Raw genomic sequence first — 19,811 nt, forward strand, 5'->3', positions numbered from 1 at the left:
GAACGCCCCGGCGTGCGGGGCGTTTTTCTTTATGCGCCCTGGTATTCGGGCTTGGGCCCCAGGGTGGCCGCCAATTCTTTACGGTAGCGGTTCAGTTCCTGGACCGTCTTGAAGCTGCGGTTCATCAGCAGGCTCAGGTTGTGCAGGATGCGCTCGCCAACCTTGGTTTCCCAGACGGCATCGAACTTGATCTGCTTGTCGAGCCAATGCTCGAGCCAGTCCGGATCGGGCATGCGGCTCTGGATGGTGTCGCGCGGGAAGTGCGCCTTGCTGACGTGCAGGTTGGTCGGGTGCAGGGCCTGCGCCGTGCGCCGCGCGCTGGCCATCAGGACGCCGACCTTGGTGAACGCGGCACGGGCCTCGTCGCCGAACTTTTCCATCGCGCGCTTCATGTAGCGCAGGTAGGCGCCGCCGTGGCGGGCTTCGTCCTGGCTCAGCGTGGTGTAGATGTGCTTGATGACCGGCTCGGTGTGCCACTGGGCGGCGCGGCGGTACCAGTGGTTGAGGCGGATTTCGCCGCAGAAATGCAGCATGAGGGTCTCGAGCGGCGGGGCCGGGTCGAAGTCGAAGCGCACTTCGTGCAACTCTTCTTCGGTGGGGGCGTGCTTGGGGCTGAAGCGCTTCAGGTACTCCATGAGCACCAGCGAGTGCTTCTGCTCTTCGAAGAACCAGATCGACATGAAAGCGGAAAAGTCGCTATCGTGGCGGTTGTCGCGCAGGAACATCTCGGTGGCCGGCAACGCCGCCCACTCGGTGATGGCATTCATCTTGATGGTTTGCGCCTGCTCTTCCGACAGCAAGGAAGCGTCGAACGACTGCCAGGGAATGTCCTTGTCCATGTCCCAGCGGACGGATTCGAGTTGTCTGAAGAGTTCCGGATAGAGCATCAATGTCTTTCTATGGCCGCCGATTTTAGTCGGCCAGTTTGGCGCGACCATGACAGACGCGCGATGATGCGAATACGTGCGCCGTTGCGGCACGGATGCACACCCCCCTTTTTGACCCAGGAGCCCGCCATGCGAACCCTCTTCCGATTGTCGACGCTCTGGCGCTGCGCCCCCGCGATTTCCCTCGTGGCAAGCCTCTTTTCGACCCTTCCCGCCCACGCCCAGACGGCGTCCGCCGCGCCCGCTGCGGCAGAGGCCGCAGGATGCCCGGCGATCCTGCAACACACCTTCCCGCGGCTGCAGGATGAAAAACCCCAGTCTTTGTGCCAGTACTCCGGCAAGGTGGTTCTGGTGGTCAATACGGCCAGCTTCTGCGGATTCACTCCGCAATACAAGGGGCTGGAGTCGCTGGACATGAAATACCGCTCGCGCGGGCTCGTGGTGCTGGGTTTCCCGTCCAACGATTTCTCCCAGGAATCGGGCTCCAACAAGGAAATTGCCGACTTCTGCGAAAGCACCTTCGGCGTGAAATTCCCGATGTTCGCCAAGTCGTCGGTGCGCGGCACCGAGGCGAATCCGCTGTTCAAGCAGCTCGCGCAGGCCTCCGGCACCACGCCGAAGTGGAACTTCTACAAGTATCTGATCGGGCGCGACGGCAAGGTCGTGCAGGCGTGGTCGAGCATGACGGCGCCCGATGAAAACGGCTTTGTGAACGTCATCGAGAAGCAGCTCGGGTCAAATTGAGACTGAGCAGTTCACAAGAAAACGAATCGGTAATATTATTTACCGATGCGTCTAAATCATCGTGAACTCGGCGTCACAAACGTTTACCAAACGCGCGGGAACCGTGCCGCGGATGTCGCGCTCCTAACTTGCGTGGGCAGTGATTGCCCAGCAGTTTTCATGTTGCGAGGTCTTCCGGGCGCCTGCCGTCTGGTCGAAATCCCGAGGCGATTCTTCTCCTCCTCCCTCCCTCCCTCCTTCGCGTCGGGGCGCCTCGCAGCATTTTTGTCTTCCAGCCGGGCTGGGGTTTCGCGATGACGCGGCCCCCTCGCGTCGCCGTCATCGGCGCCGGCATCTCTGGTTTGGCCGCAGCGCATTCGCTGCGCGACGCGGCCGCCGTCACCCTCTTTGAAGCCAGTGGCTACTTCGGTGGCCACGCCCATACGGCAACGATCGAGCTTCCACGCTCCTCCGCCGACACCACCCGGGTCGCCCATGGCGTCGACACCGGTTTCCTGGTCTACAACGACCGCACCTACCCGAACCTGATCCGTCTTTTCGCCGAACTCGGCGTCGAGACGGCTGCTTCCGACATGTCGTTCTCGGTCCAGGCCGCGCGCGACAACAGCGGCGGCCGGCTGGAGTGGAGCGGCAACAGCCTCGGCACCGTGTTCGCGCAGCGGCGCAACCTGTTCGACCGCCGCTTCCTGGGAATGCTCGGCGACCTGCTGCGCTTCAACCGCCTGACCACGCGCATCGCCGAGGCCGGCACCGAGGGAGAAATGGCCCAGCCACTGGGCGAATTTCTCGACGCCCACCGCTTCGGCGCGGCGTTTCGCGAGTGGTATTTCCTGCCGATGATGGGCTGCATCTGGAGCTGCTCGACCACGCGGATGCTGGCGTTTCCGGTCGCGACCATGATCCGCTTTTGCCACAACCACGGCCTGATCCAGATCGCCAACCGGCCGCAGTGGCGCACCGTGCGCGGCGGCTCGCGCCACTACGTCGAGAAGATCGTGGCGGGCCTGCCCGACAAGCGCCTGAACACGTCCGTGCGCGGCATCACCCGCAGCGACGCCGGGGTGCTGGTGGCCACCGACGCAGGCGTCGAGCGCTTCGACCACGTCGTGCTGGCCACGCACTCCGACCAGTCGCTCGCCATGCTCGGCGACGCGAGCCCCGCCGAGGCCGCGGTGCTGGACGCGATCCGCTACCAGTCGAACCATGCCGTGCTGCACACCGACGCAACGGTGCTGCCGCAGTGCCGCGCGGCCTGGGCCGCCTGGAACTACGAGCGCGCCGACTACGAACGAGCCGGCGAGCGCGAATCGGGCCGCATCTGCCTGCACTACCTGCTGAACAAGCTGCAGCCGCTGCCTTGGGAACAACCGGTCGTCATTTCGTTGAATCCGGTGCGCGAAGTCCAGCGTAGTCAGGTCATGGCCGAATACGACTACGACCACCCGGTGCTTGACCTCGCCGCGATCCGCGCGCAGGCCGAGGTGCCCGCCCTGCAAGGCCAGCGCAACACTTGGTTCGCGGGCGCATGGATGGGCTACGGCTTCCATGAAGACGGCCTGAAGGCCGGCCTGGCCGTGGCCGAGGGCTTGCGGGCACGGTTGTTCGCCGGCGAAAACACGACGGCGAGGCTTGCGGCATGACACCGGCGCAGACAGCAGTGCCGCTGATGGGCTTCGGCGAAGTCCGCCACACGCGCCTGCGCCCGGCGCGCAACGCCTTCGTCTATCCGACCTACTTCCTGATGCTGCCGATGCGCACCCTGCGCGCGCACGGCAGCAAGGCCGTGGCGCTCAACCGCGCGGCCGCCATCTCTTTCCACGACGTCGACCACGGCGACGCCCGCCCGCCCGCACAAGGCGGCGCGCTGGCCTGGCTCGACGATCTGCTGGCCGCCCACCAGATCCTCGACGCCGGTGGCGAAGCCTGGCTGCACTGCTACCCGCGCGTGTTCGGCTACACCTTCAAGCCGGTGAGCTTCTGGTACTGCCACACGCCCGAAGGCGTGCTGCGGGCGATCGTGGTCGAAGTCAACAACACCTTCGGCGAGCGCCATTGCTACCTGCTGGACCGCCCGACATACGGCGCGGAACTCCAGGCGACCAAGGCCTTCCACGTCTCGCCGTTCTGCCGCGTCGACGGCAGCTACCGCTTTCGCTTCTTCGTCGATGCCGGGCGCGCACATACGGTGGTGCGCATCGACCACGACGATGCCGACGGCCCGCTGCTGCAGACCAGCGTGAGCGGCGACCTCGGCCCCATGACCGCGGCCAGTGTGCGCCGCGCGCTGTGGCGCTATCCGGCCATGACCTTCGGGCTGATCGCGCGCATCCACTGGCAGGCCGTGAAGCTGTGGCTCAAGCACGTGCCTCTGGTCGCCAAGCCGGCGCCGCCCACGCACTTCGTTTCACGCGACAACCAGCAGCAGGCGAATCCATGAACTCAACCACGGCCTCCCGCTTCTCGCTGCCCCAGGGCGCACCCGCCGCCGCGCGCACCGTGCTGGGCCTGCTGCAGCGGCTGGCCTACGGCTCGCTCACCGTGCGCCTGCCCGACGACTCGGTGCGGCACTTCGGCGCCACGCCGGGCAGTGGCCCCACGGCCTCGCTCACGCTGCGCAACTGGAATGCCTGCAAGGCAGCGCTCAAGTCGGGCGACATCGGCTTTGCCGAGAGCTACATCGCCGGCGACTGGACCACACCCAACCTGACCGAGCTGATCAAGGTGTTCATCGCCAACCGCCGCGCCATCGAAGACGTGGTGTACGGCAGCTGGCCCGGCCGCCTGCTGTATCGCGTGCGGCACCTCATGAACCGCAACAGCAAGGCCGGCAGCTCGCGCAACATCCACGCGCACTACGACCTGGGCAACGCGTTCTACAAACTCTGGCTCGACGAGACGATGAACTATTCGTCGGCCTGGTTCGATGGCGACCTGTCCAAGCCGATGCCCGAGGCGCAGCGCGCCAAGGTGCGCCGCGCGCTCGAACTGGCGGCCGTGCAGCCCGGCGACCGCGTGCTCGAAATCGGCTGCGGCTGGGGCGCGCTGGCCGAGATGGCGGCGACGGACTTCGGCGCTTCGGTGACGGGCGCGACGCTGTCGACCGAGCAGCTCGCCTACGCCCGCGAGCGCACCGCCGGGCTGGCCACCGACCTGCGCCTGCAGGACTACCGCGACATCGCCGACGCGCCCTTCGACGCGGTGTGCTCCATCGAAATGGTGGAAGCCGTGGGCCGCGCGTACTGGCCGACCTACTTCCAGAGCGTAAGCCGGCTGCTCAAGCCGGGCGGCCGCGCGTGCGTGCAGAGCATCGTGATCGACGATCTGCTGTTCGACCGCTACATCGACTCGACCGACTTCATCCAGCAGTACATCTTCCCGGGCGGCTGCCTGCCGTGCCCGCGCGAGTTTCGCCGCGAGGCCGAGGCCGCGGGGCTGGAGGTGGTGGACGAATTCGCCTTCGGCGCCGATTACGCCGAGACGCTGCGCCGCTGGCGCGAGAGCTTCCTCGGGCAGCGCGGCCGCATCCTGCAGCTGGGTTTCGACGAGCGCTTCATGCGCATCTGGGAGTTCTACCTGGCCTACTGCGAGGCCGCGTTCTCGCAGGCGAACATCGACGTGGTGCAGTACACGCTGCGCAAGCGCTGAAAAGAAAAAGGCGCCGCGCGGCGCCTTTCTTCAGGGCTCGTTTCTCAGGGCTTGGTGTCGATGAAGCTGGGCCGCAGCATCAGCTTGTCGAACAGCTTCGCGAGGTTGCCGTGGTCGCCGCGCCAGTCGATTTCGGGGAAGCGCAGGTCCAGCCAGCCCAGCGTGCAGCCCACCGCGATGTCCGACAGGCTCAGGTGAATGCCGCTGCAAAAGGGCTTGTCGCCCAGACCCTTGGCCATGGCGGCGATGCCGTCCTCGACCTTGGCGCGCTGGCGCTCGATCCAGGCCGCGCTGCGCTCGCCGTCGTTGCGCCCGGCCCAGGTGGCTTCCAGGCGCCAGAGCACGCCGGCGTCCATGACACCATCGGCCAGCGCTTCCCAGGTCTTGACCTCGGCGCGCTCGCGGCCCTGCTGCGGAATCAGCTTGCCGACCGGCGACAGGGTGTCCAGGTATTCGACGATCACGCGGGAGTCGAACATCGCCTCGCCGCCTTCCATGATCAGGCAGGGGACCTTGCCGAGCGGGTTGGAGTTGGAGATCGTGGTGTCGGCAGCCCAGACGTCTTCGATCACGAACTGGTAATCGAGCCGCTTTTCGGCCAGCACCACGCGCACCTTGCGCACATAAGGGCTGGCGGCGGATCCGATCAGTTTCATGAAGGCTCTCTCCCTAGCTTTAATGACGTTTGTTAATAGTCATTTTAGGTGAACGGGAAAACCAGAGTCCCAAATCGACCCCAATGTGTCGGTACCGCCCCACGGACCGCCGGCCGCCTAAAATTCGGGCATGAGCTTTTCCACCGTTTCCGCCCTTTCCCCCCTTGATGGCCGTTACGCGGCCAAACTCGCGGCGTTGCGTCCGCTGATGAGCGAACAGGGCTATATGCACCGGCGCGTGCAAGTCGAGGTGGCGTGGTTCATTGCGCTGTCCGACTGCGGCTTCGCCGAATTCAAGCCCCTGACGGGCGGCGCCCGCAAGTACCTGCTGGGCCTGGTGTCGCACTTTTCCGAGGCCGACGCGCTGGCCATCAAGGAAATCGAGAAAACCACCAACCACGACGTGAAGGCGGTCGAATACTGGATCAAGTCCAAGTTCGAGGCCCGGCCCGAGCTGCTCGCGGCCGCCGAGTTCGTGCACTTCGCCTGCACCAGCGAAGACATCAACAACACCAGCCACGCCCTGCAGATCCAGGCCGCGCGCGACAAGGTGGTGCTGCCGGCCATCGACGGCCTGATCACCAAGCTGCGCGAGATGGCGCACCAGTTCGCCAACGTGTCGATGCTGTCGCGCACGCACGGCCAGACCGCCAGCCCGACCACGGTCGGCAAGGAAATCGCCAACGTGGCGGTGCGCCTGTCGAAGGCGCGCGCGCAGATTGCCTCGGTGCAGCTGCTGGGCAAGATGAACGGCGCGGTCGGCAACTACAACGCCCACCTGGCCGCCTGGCCCGATTTCGACTGGGAAGCCTTCAGCCGCAAGGTCATCGAGACGCCCGCGCCGCTGGGACTGGGCCTGAGCTTCCAGCCGTACAGCATCCAGATCGAGCCGCACGACTACATGGCCGAATTGTTCGACGCGGTGGCGCGTGCCAACACGATCCTGATCGACTTCTCGCGCGACATCTGGGGCTACGTGAGCCTGGGCTATTTCAAGCAGCGCCTGAAGAAGGGCGAGATCGGCTCCTCGACGATGCCGCACAAGGTCAACCCGATCGACTTCGAGAACGCCGAAGGCAACCTGGGCCTGGCCAACGCGGTGCTGCGCCACCTGAGCGAGAAGCTGCCCATCAGCCGCTGGCAGCGCGACCTGACCGACAGCACGGTGCTGCGCAACATCGGCGTGGCCTTCGGCTATGCCACGCTGGCCTACGCCAGCCTGGCCACCGGCCTGGGCAAGCTGGAGCTCAACGAGGAAGCGCTGGCCGAAGACCTCGACGCCTCGTGGGAAGTGCTGGCCGAGCCGATCCAGACCGTGATGCGCCGCTTCGGCGTGCAGGGTGCCTACGAGCAGCTGAAAGAAGTGACGCGCGGCAAGACCGTGACGGCCGAGGCGCTGCACGGGCTGATCCGTTCGCTGGAAATTCCGGAAGAGGAAAAGGCCCGTCTGCTGGCGATGACGCCGGCCAGCTACGTCGGCAAGGCTGCCGAGCTGGCCAAGCGCATCTGATGGCCCTCAAGTCCACCATCTTCAAGGCCACCCTCGCGGTGGCCGACATCGACCACGGCTACTACGCCGACCATGCGCTGACCCTGGCGCGCCACCCAAGTGAAACCGACGAGCGGATGATGATCCGGCTTGTCGCGCTCGCGCTCAATGCGCATCAGCTGCAGGACGTCTGCCAGGGCGACGGCACGCTGGCCTTTGGCGCCGGCTTGTCGAACGTCGACGAACCCGACGTGTGGCTGCGCGACTTCACGGGCGAGGTCAAGATCTGGATCGAGGTCGGCCAGCCGGAAGACAAGCCCATCATCAAGGCCTGCGGCAAGGCGGACGAGGTGATCGTCTACTGCTTCAACCACGCGGCCGAGATCTGGTGGCGCGGGATCGAGAACAAACTCACGCGGCCGCAGAACCTGAAGGTCTATCGCGTGCCGACGAATGCCTCGCAGGCGCTGGCCGCGCTGGCGCAGCGCAGCATGCAGCTGCAGGCGACCATTCAGGAAAACACGCTGACGCTGGGCGACGGCGTCAACAGCATCGACGTGGAACTGCTGCGCTGGAAGTAATGCCGCGCGGCTAGGCGGCCGGCATCATCTCGCCGCACTGCCAGCACTGCTCGAAGCCGCCTTCGACCTGCTCGCCGCACACGCACAGCCAGCTGCGCTGCGGGCGATGCTGCAGTTCGTGCAGCAGCCTCCTGGCCAGATCGAACTGGCTCTCGTCGTCGATCCAGATCTCTGGCAGGCACTGGTCGGGCGGCAACTGGCCCATCACCGCGCCGAGGAATTCGCGTTGCACGGTGGCGGCCACGCCCTCTTCGCGCAGCGCGTGCACCCACACGGTCGCGATCGCGAGGTTGGGGGCTTGCGCGAGGCGGCGCATGGTCAGGGGGTCCAGTTTTTCTCGTCGTCGGGGTCGGGCTCGGCGGCGGACGGCGGCGGTTCCGCCTCGCGCGCCCGTTCCGCATAGCGGTTGAAGCGCCAGGCCGAGTCTTCCATCGTGATGCGGCGCCATGTGGCGCGCTTCTCGACGGGTGTCATGCCGGGCCAGAACTGCACCTCGTCGAAGGTACGGCCGCAGCCCTTGCATTCGTCGTCGCCCTGGCTGGTGGAGCAGATCGCGATGCACGGCGTATCGGGCGTGCTCTCGTACCAGGCCATCCACGCGGCCCAGGCCTTGGGCGGAAAGCCGACCTCGTCGACCTCGTCCTCGTGATGGAAAACCATGAGCGCGTAGACCTCGGCCAGCGCGCGCAATTCGGGGCCGAGCGTGACCCCGTCGGGCGACGGCGTCTTCTCGCGCCAGTGGTTGATGGCGGCCTCGATGTCGGTGATGTGTATGGCGGCCATGGAACGTGAAAAAGCAGCGGACGGCGATCATAGTCCGGCAATGTCCCGAAACGCTGAAGGGACAAGATTGCTATGAAAAACAGAGCACCACGCCCCCTGTTCATCGGCAGTTCGAAGGTGTTCTCTTTAAACCCGTGGAAACTTTCGATTGCACCGCCGCGAGCTTCGATGCTCTAATCCGCCCCACGAAGGGGAGTAGCTCCCGACCGCTGTCCACGGCAGCGCGAATCGTCAGGTCGTCAATACGAAGCAAAACACTTCCGGCCTGCCGGACAACGTACGCGCACTCGCGCGGGCGCTGTCGAGCGAGACCTTCGATTTGAACCTGTGCAGGTTTGGTCGAAGCGTTCGCAAGCTCCCGGTGTCACCCCCGGACTTCATTCCTCGCTTTCGATCTTCCCGCACGGGATGAATCGAAACGCATCGGCATGCGCCTTCCGTCGTCGCCCCTGAAGGGAGAGGCTGGGGCGCAAAGACAAAAGAGGAATCTATGGAAATGTTCATGACCCCGGAGTTCTGGGTCGCGGTCGGTCAGATCATCATGATCGACATCCTGCTGGGCGGCGACAACGCCGTCGTGATCGCGCTGGCCTGCCGCAAGCTGCCGCCGGCCCAACGCACCAAGGGCATTCTTTGGGGCACAGCGGGCGCCATCATCCTGCGCGTCATCCTGATCTTCTTTGCGCTGACGCTGCTGGCCATTCCGTTCCTGAAGCTGGTGGGCGCAATCCTGCTGCTGTGGATCGGCGTCAAGCTGCTGGCCCCTGAACACGACGACGCGCACGGCAACATCACCGGCAGCGACAAGCTGTGGGGCGCGGTCAAGACCGTGATCGTGGCCGACCTCGTGATGAGCGTCGACAACGTGATCGCCATCGCCGGTGCCGCGCAAGGCGCGGGCGACGGCCACCAGATGCCGCTCGTGATCTTCGGCCTGCTCGTGAGCATCCCGATCATCGTCTGGGGCAGCCAGCTGGTCATCAAGCTGATGGACCGCTTCCCGATGATCATCACGCTGGGCGGCATGCTGCTCGGCTGGATCGCCGGCACGATGGCCGTGTCCGACCCCGCACTGGCAAACGCCGCCGCCTGGACCTGGGTGCCGAAGGTGCCGCAGACCGACGTGGTCAAGTACGCAGCCGGTATCGCCGGTGCGCTGCTGGTGCTGGCAATCGGCAAGTGGGTGGCTGCGCGCCACGCCCGCAACAAGCCTGAACAACAGGCGGTGACGACCGGCTGAGCCGGTGGTCACTGCTCAACCACGAACTTCCTGTCCAAACCAGTCTCTGTCACTCTAACTACCTGAAGGAGCACGCCATGGAAAAGATCATTCTTTATGTCGACGACGTCACCTACGCCTGCGAGCAGTTCGCCGAACTTGCTCCGGACGCGAGCACCGTCGTGGCGCGCCATTGGGTGCTCGTGGCCTGTGCGCCGCGCATGACGCATCGCATCAGCAAGTGGGTGAGCCACAGCGCGCGCGAGAACTGGCGTGCCAAGTGGTTCAGCAAGGTGCAGGCGCAGATGCTGCCGCTGCTGGAGCGCAATGGCGGCCAGGTGACCCCGGTGCTGGCCAAGGGCCCGCTGACCGAACTGACGGCACAGCTCAAGCGCGAGCATTCGGCCGTTCACGTGGTCGATGCGCGCCGCCCGAAGATCGGCGTCGACCTGGAGCCGGTGACGCCCGACCAGACACCGGCCCATCAATCGGGCTGGGCCTTTCCCGGCGCAGTGATGGGCATGGGCGCGCTGCTGGTGCTGGCGAACGAACTGGCCGAGTAAGGCAGGACGAGTCTCTCTGACGAGCCCCGGTGCGGCAACGCACCGGGGCTCGTTGTTTTGTGGGCCCTGGGGTATCCTGAGCGCCCTATGCGCATCATCATCAAATGGCTGCTCAGCGCCGTGGCGCTGCTGGCGGTTGCCTATCTCTACAGCGGTGTCCAGGTCAACAGCTTCGGCTCCGCGCTGATCGCAGCCGCGGTGATCGGCCTGCTCAACATGGTCGTGCGGCCGGTGCTGGTGGTGCTGACGCTGCCAGTCACCATCGTCACGCTCGGGCTGTTCCTGTTCATCATCAACGCGCTGCTGTTCTGGGCCGCGTCAGGGCTGCTGGGCGGCTTTCACGTCAGCGGCTTCCTGGCCGCGCTGATCGGCTCGCTGCTGTATTCGCTGCTGGGGCTGCTGATCGAGTCCGCGCTGGGCGGGCTGCTGTCCAAGCGCTGAATCTGCAGCGGCTGCCGCGCTGCGTCACTTCAGCGGCGGCTCCGCGGCCTGCTCTTTCACCAACGCCTCCACTGTCCGCGCACGGGTGTCGATGATCGACGCCTCGTAGTGGTCGACCACCCTGGACTGGCGGATGAGTTCCTGTGCAGCCTTGAAGCGGTCGCGCGCGGCCGGGTAGTCGAGGATCGCCACGTTCGCCTCGGCGTCGGCTCGCACCGCGCGCAGCGTGTCGTTCTGGGCGCCGTAGAGATTGGCGAGTGTGCGCCACGCCGTGGCGTCGCGTGGGTTCGCGGCGACCCAGTCGCGCAGCACGGGAATCATCGGCGCGGGCTGGCGCATCGCCGTGGCGGCTTCGGCGGCGAGCATCATCTCGGGCCGCTCCTTCGACTTGGCGTCGAGCAGCGCAGCTGCCTTGGGGGCCGCGCCTGCGGCGAGTTCAATCTCCGCGCTGAGCCAACGCGCCTGCTTCGCTGCGGCCGGGTCTTCCGCCGTACGTGCGACCAGTCGTTCGACCAGCGTGCGCGCGCTCTTGTAGTCGCGCATTTCCTTGGCCGACAACGCCGCCGCGTAGAGCGTGCCGGCCTGCTGTGCCGGCGAGCTTTTCGCGAACTCGCCGCTGGAGGCCGATTCGATCCAGAGCCGCAGCACGTCGACGCCCGGGCGCGTCAGCACGCGGGCGCGCGAGGCGATCATCGCGTGGTCCATGGCCAGCGGAACCGGCGGCGCCGCGTCCATGCGGAACTGGAAGCGGCCCTGCATGTCGGAGATGCGCTCGGTCGTCAGCGGGTGGCTGCGCAGGTAGGGGTACGAGCCGTTGTCGTTGAGGCGCGAGGCGTACTGCAGCTTCTCGAACATCGCGGCCGCGCCCTGCGGCGCGAAGCCCGCCTGCGTCATCACGCCGAAACCGATGCGGTCGGCCTCGCGCTCCATGTCGCGCGAGAAGCTCAGCTGGTTCTGCATGAACAGCGCCTGGCTGCCCATGATCACGGCCTGGCCTGCGTCACCGTTGCGGCTCTTGCCGGCCGCGATCATCCCGAGGATCAGGCCCGCGATCATCAACGGCATCTGCTTGCCCTGCTTGCTCATGATGCGCGAGATGTGGCGCTGCGTGACGTGCGAGAGCTCGTGCCCGAGCACCGTGGCCAGCTCGTCGCGGCTGCCCACCACAGCCACCAGGCCGAGGTTGAGCCCCAGGTAGCCGCCGGGTAGCGCGAAGGCATTGATGTTGCGGTCGCGGCCCAGCAAAACGGTCCAGGCGAAACGCTCGTCGAGTTCGGGCGTGAGCTCGCCGCGCGCGCGGGCGGCCGTCAGCAGGCGCTGCCAGATGTCTTGTACGTAGGCAGCGATCACCGGGTCGTCGATGTAGTCCGTGTCGCGGTACAGCTCGCGGGCGATCTGGTCGCCGAGGTGGCGCTCGGCGCTGGCGGTCATCTCGCCGCCGTCGCCCATCCCGGGCAGGATCTGCTGCATCTGCGCCAGCGCGGGCACCGGCAACAGCACCTGGGAAGCTATTAAAAAAGTAGCGCACAACGACCGCAAGGCAGGCATCGGCAGGCTTTTCGTGGGGCGATGGGGAGTCAAGCGCGGCATTCCTCGTCTGTGGCTCGGGCTCGTATGATGCGTCTTCAAAACGAACGTTCACCATGAGCACTCTCACCCATTTTGACGCCCAGGGCCAGGCCCACATGGTCGACGTGGCCGGCAAGCCCGCAACCCACCGCGTGGCCGTCGCCACCGGCCGCATCGAGATGCAGGCGGCGACGCTGGCGCTGATCGAATCGGGGACGGCGAAGAAGGGCGACGTGCTGGGCATCGCACGGATCGCGGGGATTCAGGCGGCGAAGAAGACGAGTGATCTGATTCCGCTGTGTCATCCGCTGGCGTTGACGCGGGTGGCTGTGGCGTTTGCGCTTGCCGACGCGGGGAGCGTGCCGCAAGTGGTCTGCACGGCGACCGTCGAGACTGTCGGGCCGACGGGGGTCGAGATGGAGGCGTTGACGGCGGTGCAGGTGGCGCTATTGACGATCTATGACATGTGCAAGGCGGTGGACCGGGGGATGCGGATTACCGATGTGCATGTGCTGGAGAAGCATGGGGGGAAGTCGGGGAGTTGGGTGGCGGAGTAAAGCTGCAACGCTTTGTACCCGAGTATCTGATGCTGGCGGAAATCTCCAAGCCACCTGTATCGCCAAGTATGCACTTGCCACGCATCGAAACTTTGCCCACCTAATCTCGGAGGCCAAGAGATCGTTGAACGGTCTCCCGCATGGCCCAGTCCCGGGCCTCCTTCCTCGGAAACCGCTCTTTAGACCGTTTGTTCAGCGGACGAAAGGTATTCACCGGCGGACAAGCGGGTGCGGCATAGCGCGGCCATTTGGTGACAATTTGCAACCTTAGCGTCACCAATTAACAAAGGTCATCACCGTGCAAACCGCCCGTCCATCGCGCGCCACGATTGCAGGTTTTTCGCTCCTTGAAGTCCTCGTGTCGATCATCGTGTTGACCGTGGGTCTATTAGGTGCGAGCGGCATGCTCTTGTCCGCCATGCGCACTACCAGCGAGTCCGGCAATTTCTCGTCGGCGGTCAACCTTGCACGCGAGCTTTCGGAGAAAACCCGCGCCAACAAGGTCATTGCGATAAAAACGGCAGCCGCTGACAACGCTTACCTCCTGGACTGGAAGAGCGGGGATACGACCCCAGGAGCAAGCACGGCAGGCACGACATGCATCAGCGCTGACTGCACCAACGTGCAACTCGCGTCGTGGGACGTAAACAACTGGGTGCAGCGCGTCGACGCGGCGCTTCCGGGGTCAAGGGTGAAGGTGTGCCTCGACTCGGATCCCTGGGATACAAGTAGCTCTGCCTACAAGTGGGCCTGCGATCCAGCCGGCCGCAACTTGGTCGTCAAATTGAGCTGGACGCCTAGGCAAACCAACAGTGCATTGAATGACAACGATGCAGCGACACGACCACCAAGAGTTGTTGTTCAGCTAGTCCCAGGACAGAGCTACGGCTCGTACACCCCTGTTGGCTTCTAAGAAATCCCATGCGAAATTTCTTCCTTGAACAATATTCATCTGATCGGATGGGCAGGTTCAGCGCCAGGGTTGTCCAGCGCGGCGTAACCTTGGTCGAGTTGATGATCGCCCTAGTCTTGGGCTTGTTGATCGTATTGACTGCGAGTGCTGCCTTTATTGCAAGCAAGCAGTTGTTTAACGCTGACTCCGAAACCCAGGGATTGCAGGATTCCACCCGCTTCGCTGGCTATCTCATCAAGACCGTTATTCGCCAGGCAGGCTATACCGATTTGACGCCTGACGCGGTCAAGGCCGATGGCACTGTCAGCATCGCCAGCACCTTTTCGATGCCGACGGGCAATCCGTCGGACACACAGAACCTCGATCTCGTCGGTGCAGCAAATGTCGCCGGCAGTTCTGTCGACACATCCACTGGCTACGGCACCAATGACAGCAATACTGCAGCGGGCGCCAGCGATTCGCTTCTAGTGAGATTCTTTGGTCGCGCCAATTGGGAAAGTGGCAAGGCAGACGAGGCCGACGGCACCATCATCAATTGCATCGGTTTGCCACAAACACCCCCGGGGGCTACCCCCACCATGGCCGACCGGACGTGGAATCTTTTCTATGTCGCAACGGGACCTGCGAATGAACCGGAACTCAACTGCAAGTACCGCACCGACACTGGGACTTTCAAAACGGAATCAATTGTCCGGGGCGTCGAAGTTTTCAAGGTCATGTATGGCTACGACGTCAACAACGACGGCACGCCGAACAAGTGGCTGGACGCGAAGCAGGTTGCGTCCCAGACACTGACTGCAGGAACCGACTCTTGCATGCCGTCGTCATGCACGAACAACGACAAATGGCGCAAGGTAGTCGCAGTGCGAGTGGGCATGGTTTTGCGAAGCTCCAAAGACAATACGACGCAAAAACAAATTGGCAGCGCATCGGCATATCGCTTGTACCCACTGGGCCCCGAATTCTCAGCTGTCAGCTTTGCACCGCCAGATGACGGTCGGATTCGCAGGGTAGTGACGTTCACAGTGACCGTCCGCAATATTCTGAAAGCGCCAACGTGAGTATTCAGCAATTGCCATCGCGCTTGAAGGCGCGCGCTTCAAGCCATCGTCCGCAACGCGGCATGTCGCTCATGATGGTTTTGATGATGCTCATCATCATCACGGTGCTGGGTGTTGGAGCAGCGTCACTGTCTTTAGTGAACGAGCGAAGCGCAAGAAACGACCGAGACTCCGAAGTGGCATTCCAGGCAGCGGAAGCAGCCCTGATGGATGCCGAGATCGATATCACTGGCCCCAACACCAACGGCAATCAGCGGCTGTGCTCATTCAGCGACAAGGATGACATATCCGCCTTCGTGCCAAGCTGCGGGGGGCCAGGCGGAAGCCAGGGCTTATGCACTGCCAGTGCGAGCGGCACCGCACCCGCATGGCTTCAAGTCGACTTCAGCGTCACTGATGGTTCGGCAAAATCCGTTGCGCTTGGTTCCTTCACTGGCCAGACCTACATGAAGGCACCAATCGGCGGGGGCAGCGCCTCGACAGCGCGCCTACCTCGCTATGTCATAGAAGCCATACCTGACAACGGCGGGTATGAGGCTGACCAACTGGCCAGTGCCAGCAGTGGAAAGAAAAAATTCCTTTATCGCGTGACCGCCATCGGCTACGGCGTTCGCGACGAGACACAAATCGTGCTGCAGAGCACTGTTCGCAAGTTCGTAGCCAGCCCAGGCTGTCCCTGAGCCTCAGAGAGATCAATATGTTTCATCAAAAACTGCTCGCACGGTTGCTGCGCTGGATTCCGGTCTTCGGCGCCAGCCTGATGTTTGGCGTTGCTGCGCACGCAATCCCTCCCGCAGCGGATATTGCACAGGGGCCGCTCTTCTCCTCGAGTTCGCGCGTCAACCCGAACATGGTGCTCGCCCTCTCGGTGGAATTTCCCACCACGGGAACGGCGTACCGTGGAAGCTTCAGCTCGACTCAGACCTACATTGGCTACTGGGATCCGATGGGCTGCTATACGTACAGCTCAGCCGACAACTATTTCAAGAGGGCCGCAACGGCTACCAAGACAACCGCGGGCTCGATCGAATGCAGCAACCAGTGGAGTGGGAACCTGCTGAACTGGGCTGCATCTTCGGCAATCGACATGCTGCGCTACGCAATGACCGGTGGTGACCGAGTGACGGACACCACTACCCAAACCGTGTTGCAACGTGCCGTTCTTCAGACTGACTTTTACCGGAGCGGCTCCTACTTTCCTGGCAAATCCATTGCTGGCAATCTCAATAAGTTCACCCCGCTTGTCGGCACCGGAGTTGTCACCAACAACAGCACGATCTATTTCAACAGTTGCCTCGACAAGCTATTCATCGGCAGTTCATCCAGTGGCTCGTGCAGCAACCCGGGTAACGACCAGCGATACGGTCCGAATTCTCAATCCGCACCCTACTTCGCTCGAGTGGAGGTTTGCACGGCGACCGAAGGCCCGATTCGCCCCGACCTTTGCCTCAAGTATCCGAACAACAACTACAAGCCAGTCGGCTCGATCCAGACCTATGCCGAACAGATGCGATTTTCGGCATTCGGCTACCTGATGGACAACACGGTGGGGCGCTATGGCGGAGTGCTGCGGGCGCCCATGCGGTACACCGGCCCCAAGAAGTTCAACGCAGCATTCAACAAAGTAGACAACGCCAATACCGAATGGAATTCGGATACCGGCGTCTTTGTTGAGAATCCCCTTAATCCTGGCACAACGGGACTCAGTGGGGTTGTCAACTATCTGAACCGCTTTGGCCGCACGGGCCCCACGCAGGGGACATACAAGGGCTTCGACCCCGTCAGCGAGCTCTACTATGAGTCGATTCGCTATCTCCAAGGCAAGGCGCCATCGCCCCAAGCCACCGATGGCATGACCGACGCCATGAAGGATGGCTATCCCGTCTACAACAACACAAGCTCCTGGGGCAGTGGCACTCAAAGCAACTGGGATCCCGTGGTCGCCAGTTGCCAAAGAAACTATGTCCTGACCATCGGCGATCTGAACACGCACCGCGACAAATCGTTGCCCGGCATGGTCAAAGGCGGCTCGGACGGCGACTTCGATCGGGGGTACGACGATGCCGCCTTTGAGCCGAACACGTCCCTCTGGACAAATCTCATTGGTGCTTTCGAGAACAAGCAGGCCGTGGGCTACTCCCATCCCTCCGGGAAAACCGGGCTGACGACCGCGGGAAACACCGGTCCTTTGACCTACGGATACGCGAGTGGAACCCAGCTGACGTCGACCAATGTCGCAACGTTGAACACTGGCTCGAACAACGGCTCATTTGGCATGGCAGGCATGGCCTACTGGGCAAACACCCAGAAGATCCGGTCCGACTATCCCGATGTGAGGGTTCGGACCTTCACCATCGACGTGGATGAAGGCGGCGATGGCACGATCAGGGGGGGATCAAACAATGGTGCATCCAACAAGCGCGGGAGTGCGTTCTATCTCGCCGCCAAGTACGGTGGCTTCGTGGATAGCAACAACGATGGCAACCCTTTCAAGTCGACAGCGGGGAGCGACAACACCGAGTGGGCCGAAGGAACGGACAACGATGGCAATCCCAAACCCGCAAACTACTTCCTTGCCAGCCAGCCGACGCAGATGATCGCGGCGATCCGCAAGGTCTTCCAGAAAGCGACCGCGGGTAGCGGCACGGTTGCGGGGGGCGCGGTCAGCGGTGCGCGTGTGACCACGTCGGGCACCACGGTCTATGTCCCTCAATTCAATCCGGAAAAATGGTCCGGGTCACTTCTTTCCTATGCGTTGACGCTGGATTCGACGACCGGCGCAACCAACATGGCACCGACTGCAAGCTGGAATGCGGGAACCCTGCTGACCGGAAATTCCACAACGTCACCCGTCGTTCCGCCCTCGCCCACCGCAGTCAACCGGAACATCTTCACCATGTTGACGAGTGGCAGCGGGGCCACGTTCCAGTGGAACTCCTTCGCCGCGGACGCGACGCTCAAGGGGTATCTGAACACGACGCCCGACGTCACACCGGCCGCGACTGATTCGCTCGGCGAAGCTCGACTCAACTACCTGCGTGGCGACCGTAGCAACGAGGCGACAGGCGTGATGCGCGTGCGCGATTCAGTGCTTGGCGACATCATCAACTCCGCACCGCTCTACGTGGGGGCTCCAAGCGGTGCCATCCAGGGCACCGGCTACGCGACGTTCCTGGCCAACAACAAGAACCGCCAAAAGACGGTTTACGTCGGCGCCAATGACGGCATGCTGCATGCACTGAATGCCACGACGGGGGCAGAACTGTTCGCATACGTACCGCGGCTTGTGTTTCCATACCTGAACCGCTACACCTCTCCCTCCTACGTTCATCGCCCCTATGTCGACGCACCTCCGGCGGCCGCCGAGGTCCAGATCGGGTCAAACTGGAAAACCGCGTTGGTCTCGGGAGTCGGTGGTGGCGCTCGTGGCGTATTCGCACTGGACGTGACCAATCCGGCGACCTTTGCTGCCAGCAATGTGCTTTGGGAATTCAGCGGCGCGGACGACCCGGACATGGGGTATGTCACACAAGCGCCAAAGATTCTCAAGTTCAGGACCACGAAAGCGACGGGAACGACTGCAGCCACCGCGGCCACCTATCGCTGGTTTGCCGTGGTGCCGTCGGGCCTGAACAACGGCAATTCAACTGGCAACTCAGCGCTGTTTCTGCTTGCACTCGACAAGGCATCCGGCGAAGCATGGCAGCTGAACTCAAACTACTACAAGATCGTGCTTCCGTTGCCTCAAGACGGTTTGATCAATGCCCTGAGCGTTCCAACCGACTATTCGAGCAACGACGGCACCGTGCTCTATCTTTATGGGGGCGACACCCAGGGCAATCTGTGGAAATTCGACTTCACGGTGAATGCCCCCTGGAGTGCAACCAATGCCTTGGCATTCAGTGGGAGACCGCTCTTCGTTGCCACCGATGCAAGCTCCAACCGACAGCCAATCACCATCCCGCCAGAGATTGGAATCGGGCCGGGTGGCAACGCAGTGATTCTGTTTGGTACAGGGAAATTCATCGAGAACTCGGACTCGGCGACATCGAGCTACACCACTCAATCGATGTACGGGGTCTACGACAACGGCGTTGCAATCACCAATGGCCGCACGAGCCTGCAGCCTCGCACCGCGACCGCCGCGACTGGTGGCAAGTACACGATTGCCGGCAGCGGATTCGTATACGGCGAATACAGCAGTGCGCTGGGAACCTCTTCACCGCGACGCGGCTGGTACTTTGACTTGCCGAATTCTGTGGATCAAGGCGAGCGCCAAGTCACGGAAATGGAGATGGCTGCAGGCTACCTGTTCTTCAACACCCTTATTCCCAATGCTAATGTCTGTGGTGCCGGCGGGGGCGGCAGAAGCTGTGCGGTCAATGCCTCGACGGGCCTGACGACGGGGGAGTCTTGTGGCCTTTCGACAGTGGGACTGTTGTCGTCTCCTATCGTGATCGAAGAAGGTCCGGGCGCTTACTCAGAGACTGATTCGCGAGGTCGCCGAACCGAGAAGAAAAGGCTCTCCGTCATCAATCTGGGCACGGGCAATGGCAATGGCACCCCTGGCATGGACGTCACAAAGCCGACAGGCAACAACGGGGTTGTCTCGTCGATAGCGGCTCGCCTGACTTGGCGCCAAGTCCCCAACTATAAGGACGCCAAGGCGGCGGCAAATCCGACAGGAACTCCATGATGCGAAT

General features: G+C 63.2%; 19 protein-coding genes. 14 read left to right on the top strand and 5 right to left on the bottom strand.

Annotated features, from left to right (window positions below):
• Window positions 1-29 precede the first annotated feature (29 nt).
• Complete coding sequence (locus BMW87_RS10965; protein ID WP_093055286.1) at window positions 30-887, bottom strand: ferritin family protein; 858 nt, start codon at window positions 885-887, stop codon at window positions 30-32.
• Window positions 888-1,016: 129 nt separating this feature from the next.
• On the opposite strand from BMW87_RS10965, the gene BMW87_RS10970 reads away from it, so the two are divergent.
• From BMW87_RS10970 to BMW87_RS10985, 4 genes are all read left to right on the top strand, one after another.
• On the top strand, window positions 1,017-1,631 hold the full coding sequence (locus tag BMW87_RS10970; protein WP_093076255.1) for a glutathione peroxidase: 615 nt from the start codon (window positions 1,017-1,019) through the stop codon (window positions 1,629-1,631).
• 293 nt (window positions 1,632-1,924) lie between these two features.
• Complete coding sequence (locus BMW87_RS10975) at window positions 1,925-3,271, top strand: NAD(P)/FAD-dependent oxidoreductase (RefSeq protein ID WP_093076256.1); 1,347 nt, start codon at window positions 1,925-1,927, stop codon at window positions 3,269-3,271.
• Window positions 3,268-4,068 (top strand): DUF1365 domain-containing protein, encoded by an 801-nt coding sequence (locus BMW87_RS10980; protein WP_093076258.1) that lies wholly within the window; start codon window positions 3,268-3,270, stop codon window positions 4,066-4,068. Before BMW87_RS10975 ends, BMW87_RS10980 begins: the two co-directional genes overlap by 4 nt.
• Window positions 4,065-5,276 carry an SAM-dependent methyltransferase gene (locus BMW87_RS10985; RefSeq protein ID WP_093076260.1) on the top strand — a complete coding sequence of 404 codons (1,212 nt, stop codon included), beginning with the start codon at window positions 4,065-4,067 and terminating at the stop codon, window positions 5,274-5,276. Before BMW87_RS10980 ends, BMW87_RS10985 begins: the two co-directional genes overlap by 4 nt.
• Before the next feature lie 44 nt (window positions 5,277-5,320).
• Here the strand turns inward: BMW87_RS10985 and BMW87_RS10990 are convergent, their stop codons facing one another.
• Window positions 5,321-5,932 (bottom strand): glutathione S-transferase N-terminal domain-containing protein, encoded by a 612-nt coding sequence (locus tag BMW87_RS10990; protein WP_093076262.1) that lies wholly within the window; start codon window positions 5,930-5,932, stop codon window positions 5,321-5,323.
• A gap of 130 nt (window positions 5,933-6,062) precedes the next feature.
• On the opposite strand from BMW87_RS10990, the gene purB reads away from it, so the two are divergent.
• On the top strand, window positions 6,063-7,442 hold the full coding sequence (gene purB / locus BMW87_RS10995) for an adenylosuccinate lyase (RefSeq protein ID WP_093076264.1): 1,380 nt from the start codon (window positions 6,063-6,065) through the stop codon (window positions 7,440-7,442).
• Window positions 7,442-8,002, top strand: coding sequence for a YaeQ family protein (locus BMW87_RS11000; RefSeq protein WP_093076265.1), 561 nt, complete (start codon window positions 7,442-7,444; stop codon window positions 8,000-8,002). Before purB ends, BMW87_RS11000 begins: the two co-directional genes overlap by 1 nt.
• Before the next feature lie 10 nt (window positions 8,003-8,012).
• Here BMW87_RS11000 and BMW87_RS11005 read toward each other — a convergent pair whose 3' ends face one another.
• Entirely contained in the window at window positions 8,013-8,318 is a 306-nt protein-coding gene (locus BMW87_RS11005) for a putative signal transducing protein (protein WP_093076267.1), read from the bottom strand.
• A 2-nt stretch (window positions 8,319-8,320) separates the two neighbouring features.
• Window positions 8,321-8,785 carry a DUF3717 domain-containing protein gene (locus tag BMW87_RS11010; protein ID WP_093076268.1) on the bottom strand — a complete coding sequence of 155 codons (465 nt, stop codon included), beginning with the start codon at window positions 8,783-8,785 and terminating at the stop codon, window positions 8,321-8,323.
• A 490-nt stretch (window positions 8,786-9,275) separates the two neighbouring features.
• On the opposite strand from BMW87_RS11010, the gene BMW87_RS11015 reads away from it, so the two are divergent.
• The 3 genes from BMW87_RS11015 to BMW87_RS11025 all read left to right on the top strand — a co-directional run bounded on the left by BMW87_RS11015 (window position 9,276) and on the right by BMW87_RS11025 (window position 11,008).
• Window positions 9,276-10,025 carry a TerC family protein gene (locus BMW87_RS11015; protein WP_093076270.1) on the top strand — a complete coding sequence of 250 codons (750 nt, stop codon included), beginning with the start codon at window positions 9,276-9,278 and terminating at the stop codon, window positions 10,023-10,025.
• Window positions 10,026-10,102: 77 nt separating this feature from the next.
• Window positions 10,103-10,567, top strand: coding sequence for a hypothetical protein (locus BMW87_RS11020; protein WP_093055263.1), 465 nt, complete (start codon window positions 10,103-10,105; stop codon window positions 10,565-10,567).
• 87 nt (window positions 10,568-10,654) lie between these two features.
• Window positions 10,655-11,008, top strand: a complete 354-nt coding sequence (locus BMW87_RS11025) for a phage holin family protein (RefSeq protein ID WP_093076271.1) — start codon at window positions 10,655-10,657, stop codon at window positions 11,006-11,008.
• A gap of 24 nt (window positions 11,009-11,032) precedes the next feature.
• On the opposite strand, the gene BMW87_RS11030 is transcribed toward BMW87_RS11025, so the two are convergent.
• Entirely contained in the window at window positions 11,033-12,598 is a 1,566-nt protein-coding gene (locus BMW87_RS11030; protein WP_093076273.1) for a M48 family metalloprotease, read from the bottom strand.
• A gap of 53 nt (window positions 12,599-12,651) precedes the next feature.
• Between BMW87_RS11030 and moaC the strand changes: the two genes are divergently transcribed.
• The 5 genes from moaC (at window position 12,652) to BMW87_RS11055 (ending at window position 19,804) form a co-directional block, all read left to right on the top strand.
• Window positions 12,652-13,134 (top strand): cyclic pyranopterin monophosphate synthase MoaC, encoded by a 483-nt coding sequence (gene moaC / locus BMW87_RS11035; protein ID WP_093076274.1) that lies wholly within the window; start codon window positions 12,652-12,654, stop codon window positions 13,132-13,134.
• Between the two features lie 298 nt (window positions 13,135-13,432).
• The gene (gene pilV, locus BMW87_RS11040) at window positions 13,433-14,047 is read left to right on the top strand and encodes a type IV pilus modification protein PilV (protein WP_177192757.1); all 615 of its coding nucleotides are present in this window, start codon (window positions 13,433-13,435) and stop codon (window positions 14,045-14,047) included.
• A gap of 8 nt (window positions 14,048-14,055) precedes the next feature.
• Complete coding sequence (locus tag BMW87_RS11045; RefSeq protein WP_093076277.1) at window positions 14,056-15,108, top strand: PilW family protein; 1,053 nt, start codon at window positions 14,056-14,058, stop codon at window positions 15,106-15,108.
• On the top strand, window positions 15,105-15,788 hold the full coding sequence (locus BMW87_RS11050) for a pilus assembly PilX family protein (RefSeq protein WP_143062574.1): 684 nt from the start codon (window positions 15,105-15,107) through the stop codon (window positions 15,786-15,788). The genes BMW87_RS11045 and BMW87_RS11050 overlap by 4 nt, the downstream gene beginning before the upstream one ends.
• A 17-nt stretch (window positions 15,789-15,805) precedes the next feature.
• Window positions 15,806-19,804: a pilus assembly protein gene (locus BMW87_RS11055; RefSeq protein ID WP_093076280.1), complete on the top strand. Its 3,999-nt coding sequence runs from the start codon at window positions 15,806-15,808 to the stop codon at window positions 19,802-19,804.
• Window positions 19,805-19,811: the final 7 nt, after the last annotated feature.

The organism is Variovorax sp. OV084, assembly GCF_900111625.1.
Taxonomy (GTDB): domain Bacteria; phylum Pseudomonadota; class Gammaproteobacteria; order Burkholderiales; family Burkholderiaceae_C; genus Variovorax.

Bases quoted from the DNA above. Each gene is read 5' to 3' on its own strand.
- BMW87_RS11020 (WP_093055263.1), top strand. From the start codon at position 10,103: ATGGAAAAGATCATTCTTTATGTCGACGACGTCACCTACGCCTGCGAG.
- BMW87_RS11025 (WP_093076271.1), top strand. From the start codon at position 10,655: ATGCGCATCATCATCAAATGGCTGCTCAGCGCCGTGGCGCTGCTGGCG.
- BMW87_RS11045 (WP_093076277.1), top strand. From the start codon at position 14,056: ATGCGAAATTTCTTCCTTGAACAATATTCATCTGATCGGATGGGCAGG.
- purB (WP_093076264.1), top strand. From the start codon at position 6,063: ATGAGCTTTTCCACCGTTTCCGCCCTTTCCCCCCTTGATGGCCGTTAC.
- BMW87_RS10980 (WP_093076258.1), top strand. From the start codon at position 3,268: ATGACACCGGCGCAGACAGCAGTGCCGCTGATGGGCTTCGGCGAAGTC.
- BMW87_RS10965 (WP_093055286.1), bottom strand. From the start codon at position 887: ATGCTCTATCCGGAACTCTTCAGACAACTCGAATCCGTCCGCTGGGAC.
- BMW87_RS11010 (WP_093076268.1), bottom strand. From the start codon at position 8,785: ATGGCCGCCATACACATCACCGACATCGAGGCCGCCATCAACCACTGG.
- BMW87_RS10990 (WP_093076262.1), bottom strand. From the start codon at position 5,932: ATGAAACTGATCGGATCCGCCGCCAGCCCTTATGTGCGCAAGGTGCGC.
- BMW87_RS10970 (WP_093076255.1), top strand. From the start codon at position 1,017: ATGCGAACCCTCTTCCGATTGTCGACGCTCTGGCGCTGCGCCCCCGCG.
- BMW87_RS11030 (WP_093076273.1), bottom strand. From the start codon at position 12,598: ATGCCGCGCTTGACTCCCCATCGCCCCACGAAAAGCCTGCCGATGCCT.
- BMW87_RS11055 (WP_093076280.1), top strand. From the start codon at position 15,806: ATGTTTCATCAAAAACTGCTCGCACGGTTGCTGCGCTGGATTCCGGTC.
- moaC (WP_093076274.1), top strand. From the start codon at position 12,652: ATGAGCACTCTCACCCATTTTGACGCCCAGGGCCAGGCCCACATGGTC.
- BMW87_RS10985 (WP_093076260.1), top strand. From the start codon at position 4,065: ATGAACTCAACCACGGCCTCCCGCTTCTCGCTGCCCCAGGGCGCACCC.
- BMW87_RS11000 (WP_093076265.1), top strand. From the start codon at position 7,442: ATGGCCCTCAAGTCCACCATCTTCAAGGCCACCCTCGCGGTGGCCGAC.
- BMW87_RS10975 (WP_093076256.1), top strand. From the start codon at position 1,925: ATGACGCGGCCCCCTCGCGTCGCCGTCATCGGCGCCGGCATCTCTGGT.
- BMW87_RS11015 (WP_093076270.1), top strand. From the start codon at position 9,276: ATGGAAATGTTCATGACCCCGGAGTTCTGGGTCGCGGTCGGTCAGATC.
- BMW87_RS11005 (WP_093076267.1), bottom strand. From the start codon at position 8,318: ATGCGCCGCCTCGCGCAAGCCCCCAACCTCGCGATCGCGACCGTGTGG.